6 protein-coding genes are annotated in these 5,949 nt (G+C 33.9%); all 6 read right to left on the bottom strand.

The genetic code is table 11. The features are described from left to right. Positions 1-167 precede the first annotated feature (167 nt). The 6 genes from ACW2QF_RS16795 to ACW2QF_RS16820 all read right to left on the bottom strand — a co-directional run bounded on the left by ACW2QF_RS16795 (position 168) and on the right by ACW2QF_RS16820 (position 5,659). A complete protein-coding gene (locus ACW2QF_RS16795) occupies positions 168-398 on the bottom strand; it encodes a hypothetical protein (RefSeq protein ID WP_455717165.1) in 231 nt (76 codons plus the stop codon). An 18-nt stretch (positions 399-416) separates the two neighbouring features. Next, positions 417-1,526, bottom strand: coding sequence for a phosphodiester glycosidase family protein (locus ACW2QF_RS16800; protein WP_455717166.1), 1,110 nt, complete (start codon positions 1,524-1,526; stop codon positions 417-419). Then, positions 1,501-2,589 (bottom strand): GtrA family protein, encoded by a 1,089-nt coding sequence (locus ACW2QF_RS16805; RefSeq protein ID WP_455717167.1) that lies wholly within the window; start codon positions 2,587-2,589, stop codon positions 1,501-1,503. Before ACW2QF_RS16805 ends, ACW2QF_RS16800 begins: the two co-directional genes overlap by 26 nt. Before the next feature lie 377 nt (positions 2,590-2,966). Next, on the bottom strand, positions 2,967-3,614 hold the full coding sequence (locus ACW2QF_RS16810) for a hypothetical protein (RefSeq protein WP_455717168.1): 648 nt from the start codon (positions 3,612-3,614) through the stop codon (positions 2,967-2,969). A gap of 20 nt (positions 3,615-3,634) precedes the next feature. Next, positions 3,635-3,955, bottom strand: a complete 321-nt coding sequence (locus tag ACW2QF_RS16815) for a DUF6572 domain-containing protein (protein ID WP_455717169.1) — start codon at positions 3,953-3,955, stop codon at positions 3,635-3,637. A 15-nt stretch (positions 3,956-3,970) separates the two neighbouring features. Beyond that, entirely contained in the window at positions 3,971-5,659 is a 1,689-nt protein-coding gene (locus ACW2QF_RS16820) for a polymorphic toxin-type HINT domain-containing protein (RefSeq protein ID WP_455717170.1), read from the bottom strand. Positions 5,660-5,949 lie beyond the last annotated feature (290 nt).

Raw genomic sequence — 5,949 nt, forward strand, 5'->3', positions numbered from 1 at the left:
GAGTTGTACTTTAAAAGATGATACCATCAGCAAATTTGAAGTTATTTATGATAATGAGCCCTGGTTTTCAATAGATGGAATTGTGTGGGATAAGTCAAATAAAAAATAGAACGTTATTATAAAAGGGTGTAACTAAAAAGTAATTAGTTACACCCCCAGCAATTCTATTATCCGATTGTTTCTTCACCTTCGTGACCATTTCTTTTTTTACTTTTTCTATACCAAGCAATCGAAAAAATCCCATTTACCAAGGATAAAATACTAAACGATAATAACAATACATTAGATATGGAATTATTAATAAAATTCATAACTGGATTAAACTGATCTAAAATCCAAAATGTTATAAACATAGCTGCTAATACTATTACAATATGAGGCAGTATCTTTCCACTCATTTTCTATTACCTACCTTTCTATTCTTCTCCAACATAGATGATATCACTAATGGTTCTTCCTCCATCTGCTGGCTGATTCACATATTCGCCATCATAAACCATAGCAGCGGATTTCCCTCCATCAAGATTATATGCTACCTTACAGCCAAGAGAAGACATAATTCCTGATAATTCACTTAAAGTAACACCTCTACTATACCCTTCATCACGCCCATCAACTGTTACTAATACGTAATGCCCTGGTTCCAAATAACCAATAGCCGCCCTTGGGTTCTCGCCATTCAGATACGAAGTTGTATTGAATGAAGTCGCTACCTCTCCATTATCATCAAGTAGTGATGGTCCAAAGTTCCATGCCTGCCAAGCACCTGCAGCAATTACTTCATCCACATCAAATTCATCTGGTGAATATGTCTTCATTGTTCCATCTGAAAATAGGACACATATATCCGTTCCAATTATATCATCTCGGTATAAGACACCATTTCGTATAACGACGCTTGAATCACTATTTCCATAATAGTCACCTGACATAGCTAATATAGCATTATAATCCTTAGCCATATCCTGTACACTTTCTCTTATGTTCTTACCATATTCCCCTGATGCAAATCCAGTACGAAGATAAGAAATGTTACTTACCTTTACATCCGCGACATAATAGGTAACCTTGTCAGACCCTGTTCCAGTGCTAACCTTGTTGACTGTAAGACTTACCTTGTCATCTTCATAAGTTTGTATCTCTTCGCTAGTTTTGATACTGTTTTTCATGCTATCACCAGAATTTTCATCAGACTGTTGTTGACTAGTATTCTCATTCTTAACTGCATTTGGAGTTTTCTCAGATCGACTATCTCCTGGCTTATCTCCTCGTCCACCTCTATTCCCTTTGCTTGTATCTGAGGTAGATACTTCACTTGATTCATCTTCGTCAGATAATGCAAATTGTTGTGTGGTAGAATCTGACGTAGTCACTACTCTACCTGTGTTGTTATAATGATGTGGTAGGAAATAATAATACTGCAAAAATGCACCCATACAAATCAGATACAAAACCACATCCATTATTATCATTGCTGGTACGGACATATCTTTATGCGGTTTATTTTTCATTCTTAACTTGATCATAAATTACAGATTCCTTTCTATTATTATGAAATACAAAATGCTTCTGCACATAATAACTTACTATGAACATTATTATTTCTACAATTATCTTTGCTGCATAAGGATTTGGCAATATCGTATGAACCAGTATCATCAGCAGCAAAGTATTCATAGCTAAAATTGCAACAACTAAAGTAAAATATTTTACTGCTGAACTATGTACACTCTCTTTATCCTTAAATACATATTTCTTATTCATCGTGTAATTACATATCGAGCTAATAAAACGCGCCCCTAGATTGCTCATTGCAATCACTTGATGCATACCTAGTGCTCCAAAGATCACATTCCATATACTAAACATTCCATAGTCTATTAAGAATGAAAGTAACGAAGAACATGAAAATCGTATTATCTCCTTGTAAATTCGATAAGAATCTTTAATCACCCGAAAATGTGATGATTGGTTTCCCTCTAGATAAATCGTTTCAATTGGAACTTCCTTTAAAGCGATACCATCTCTAGCACATTGCAATAATACATTCATCTCGTATTCATAACGATCTCCTTCGATACTTTTAAGATATGGAATCATGCTATATGCAAATGCACGAAGCCCTGTCTGTGTATCTTTAACAGAAACCTTTGTTGCTAAACGAAAAATTCCTCTAGTTAACGTATTACCGAACTGACTACGAGCTGGTACATTACCGACAAAAGAACGACTTCCTAAAACTAATGTACAATCGTCACCTGCTGCCTCAGCAACCTTATTGATATCTTCTACTGTATGTTGCCCATCTGCATCAGCAATAACAACAATTGTATCTTCTGGTTCATTCAATTGAATATAAGTCAATGCAGTTTTAATTGCTCTTCCTTTTCCATAGTTTTTACTATGGGTTAGCACAATACTATAGTCCTCTGCCTTTCTAAAAATCTCGTTTGTTTCTTCTTTGCTTCCGTCATTAACAACAATTAGCTTTATGTTATGTAAACTAATTGTTAATTCTTCTAATAACAGTAATAGTTTATCATCTGGATCAAACGCTGGAATGATAATTGCTATTTGTTTCCCTCTCATTCTTTACCTCCTAGTTTTCCTGCAATTTTAGATTTCCAACCTATCCACCCTTTAATATACATTCTACTACTATTATAACAAAGAAAAATGTTCGGAGTTTGTTAAAACTGCGAACATTCTGTGAAATATATGTAATTGAATTAAATATCTTCCCTAAAATATATTTAGTGTTAGCTAGGAGATAAAATGTTTGCCTCCTCAATATCATTGTCACTAATAATTTTCCATCTTTCATCACGATTTGACGATCTGCATAAGATGCAACAACTTACCGTTATCAGCAGCTTCTTGAATAAGAAAGCCAAATAGCTGAATTTACTATATATTTAAGCACGGTGAGTATTACGTGGGTATTACTTAGAGCGTTTTTTAGAATATTAGGACATCTCAGGACTATGAGATTTACAATACTCTACAACATACTGATAAATATCTTTTCCATCATTTTGATATCCCCCTCGGTTCCCTTGTTTGATCTCAGCCTTTGCTAAACATAAAGCCCTATCTGATTCATTAAGTAGGATATATGCCAACATTTTTTTGAGCTTTTCACTTAAAAAATTCTCTTTATGAAGAATATACTGATAATATTCTTCATGACTAAAGTTTATTGACTCAAGAAATTTTCCAATTCTTATCTCAAATTCTTCTAATACAGTTTTAGATATTGAATCTAAATCACTATTTATCGTAATCGTATATTGACTTTCAGCTAATTGTATTGATTGGACTACAAACGCTCCATTAGATCTCAAACTCTCTCTTTGACTTATATTATCTGGCATATTGAAAATAGTCCAAAATAAATTATCCTCTTCATAAGTCTTAATATAATACCGGACAACCAACTTAAATTCTCCATCAACCACTCGTACAAAAAATACAGCATGCGTAAAGAATTCACCCAGTCCCTTATAAATACAATTAGAGACTATTTTACAATTATATTGTGATGTTACCATACGCAAGGTTTTAACTAAACTTTTCTCAAGTATCTTAATCACACTTTTTTGCTCTTTCTTCATTGTCCAATCCTTTCTATAAATCAATTGGTTTGAGCTGATATTTTAATAGCATATTGACCAAGCTGTTTAGCAACTACATCTAAAAATTGAGAACATTTCTCTATGATTGGATGTTTAAAATGAATTTCAATAGTAAAAAAATCAAATTCATCATCAGGATAAATTTCCTTGAACTGTTCAGATTCAATATATAAAACATAGGAATTAATCTTATCTTGCAATGTAACCAAATGGTAACGTTCGTCAGACCAATCAAGATGGTCTGTAATTAAAAATAACAATTCTTTATTACTTTTGCTTTTTCCTATCCCATCAATTTTATCTTTTTCAATAACTGACATTTTTCCTCCTATCTATCATTCCAATGGTGGTCTAACTATTTCCACCTGAGTTCCTGCAGGAATATTATATCCACCTGTGAATGTACCTTTTCCTTTACCAACCACAGTTCCTCCACCTGTTTCCAATTCAGGGAATCCTATTTTTTGATTTGATGTTAACGGTGCTGTTTGTGATGATTTAAATTCATTAATAACAACATTACCAGTTACTGGATCTTCACCAATAGCATCAACACGAATTTTTGTTCCATCACTGGTTTTAATAGTTATTTGTTCTTGTGCATTAACTGTTTTATCATCAAATTTTGGAAATTCTTGTTCTTCAAACGCCTTTCCTTGAGCTCTATTATGTGCTAAAGTATCACAATCATTATGAACCAGTACACTACCTTCTCCAACATAATACGTATGATAATCTTCTACTTGAAAATTATACACGGTTTCTTGTTTTTCTTCAAACTCAATACATTCTACTGGATAACTACCACCGTATGCATTCATAATCTCATCACCAATTGAAAGTTTCCCGGCGGATACAAAACCCTGTCCTTTCACATAAAATGGGTGATTCATAGTTGTGCATATTACTTCGTCTTGAATTGATATCTGTACTATACAAGATGTTTTATTTATGTATGTTTCAACAACTTTCTTTTTCTCTGTTTGGAATGTATCTAGATTCGTTGCTAATACTTGGTCTCCTGGTTGAATGGTTTCAATCGCTTTCAATCCCATCGCAGTTAATATCATCGTTCCTGCTACAAAACATATTGGGTTCTTCATTCCCTTAGTAAAACCAGCCGTGAATATAGCCAATGTACTTACAGTTATTTGGAATCCATTATATAGCTTACTTGAATGTAGTTTTTTATTAAACTGTACTAGAGGATTTTTTGGATCAAATAGACTTACGCCCAACGATAGTAAGTCAAAGCCTGCCATTCCAAGTGATATTCCACCAGATATTTTTGAAACTGTAGGAACTATCTTTGCTATTTTACCAAGGTGTTTCAACACATTGCATGATTTTCCAACTACTTGTCCTATACCACCAATTCCTCCAAACAATGCCCCTATAAAAGCTCCTGAGAATGCTCCTTCTTCAAAGCCATCAAAGAAAGAGCCTCCTGCAGCTACACTGGATAATCCACCTATTAGGCCGCCGATAACTGCTCCCGCTACTAGTCCTTTTGCTGCTTGTACTAATATCGTAAGAATCGGTCCTAATACCAATCCGCCTGTCGCCACAATTACCGCAATCGCTGCAATCACCAGAACAACAGTCACTATAATTTTCCAATGTTCTTTACACCATTCTCCTACTTTCTTGCAACCATCTTTAAACTTTTCCCACCCATTCTTCTCACAGTCTGGTTTTAAGTACTTGTATTGATCATAAAAATCATCTTTTCGTTTATTCACAAGATCCGCTACATTACCGTCTATGCGATAGGTATCCTCTACAAACTGTTCACTGTTCACTCTCACTTGTTCTATTGAGTCAACTTTCTCTTCCTGTACACTTGTAGATGCCTGTATGGAGCTTATAACATCTTCCATATTACATATAGATTGCTTGATTGCTAGTGCCTTTGTTTTTAATGAAAATAATTCTGATTTGTAATCATTGACTGTTTTCTTTGTCTCTCCAAGTAGACCAGACATTTGTGCTATTTTCTTTGAGTATAACGCAATCGTCGCCATATATCCACTCCTTTTATTCATTTTTTTAACTTTCTATTTCCTCCTGATCCATTACATAAAACTCTGCGGTATTCTCTACTAAAATGGAACTGTAGATACCTCTTTTAGATCATTACGCCCCTTATTTTGTCAAATTTTAGTATGTTTTGTGTATTTCCTTTTTTCTCCATTATATGTAATTGTTAAGTTTAAGTCAAGAGAGTTACTAAAAGATTAACAGAAGAGATTACTTTGTAGGTGAGTTGTAAAATGAGATGCCATTTTGTTAGGCGAGATGCAATGTTTGTAAG

The sequence above is a fragment of the Anaerosporobacter sp. genome (assembly GCF_965301125.1).

Bases quoted from the DNA above. Each gene is read 5' to 3' on its own strand.
- ACW2QF_RS16800 (WP_455717166.1), bottom strand. From the start codon at position 1,526: ATGATCAAGTTAAGAATGAAAAATAAACCGCATAAAGATATGTCCGTA.
- ACW2QF_RS16820 (WP_455717170.1), bottom strand. From the start codon at position 5,659: ATGGCGACGATTGCGTTATACTCAAAGAAAATAGCACAAATGTCTGGT.
- ACW2QF_RS16810 (WP_455717168.1), bottom strand. From the start codon at position 3,614: ATGAAGAAAGAGCAAAAAAGTGTGATTAAGATACTTGAGAAAAGTTTA.
- ACW2QF_RS16805 (WP_455717167.1), bottom strand. From the start codon at position 2,589: ATGAGAGGGAAACAAATAGCAATTATCATTCCAGCGTTTGATCCAGAT.
- ACW2QF_RS16795 (WP_455717165.1), bottom strand. From the start codon at position 398: ATGAGTGGAAAGATACTGCCTCATATTGTAATAGTATTAGCAGCTATG.
- ACW2QF_RS16815 (WP_455717169.1), bottom strand. From the start codon at position 3,955: ATGTCAGTTATTGAAAAAGATAAAATTGATGGGATAGGAAAAAGCAAA.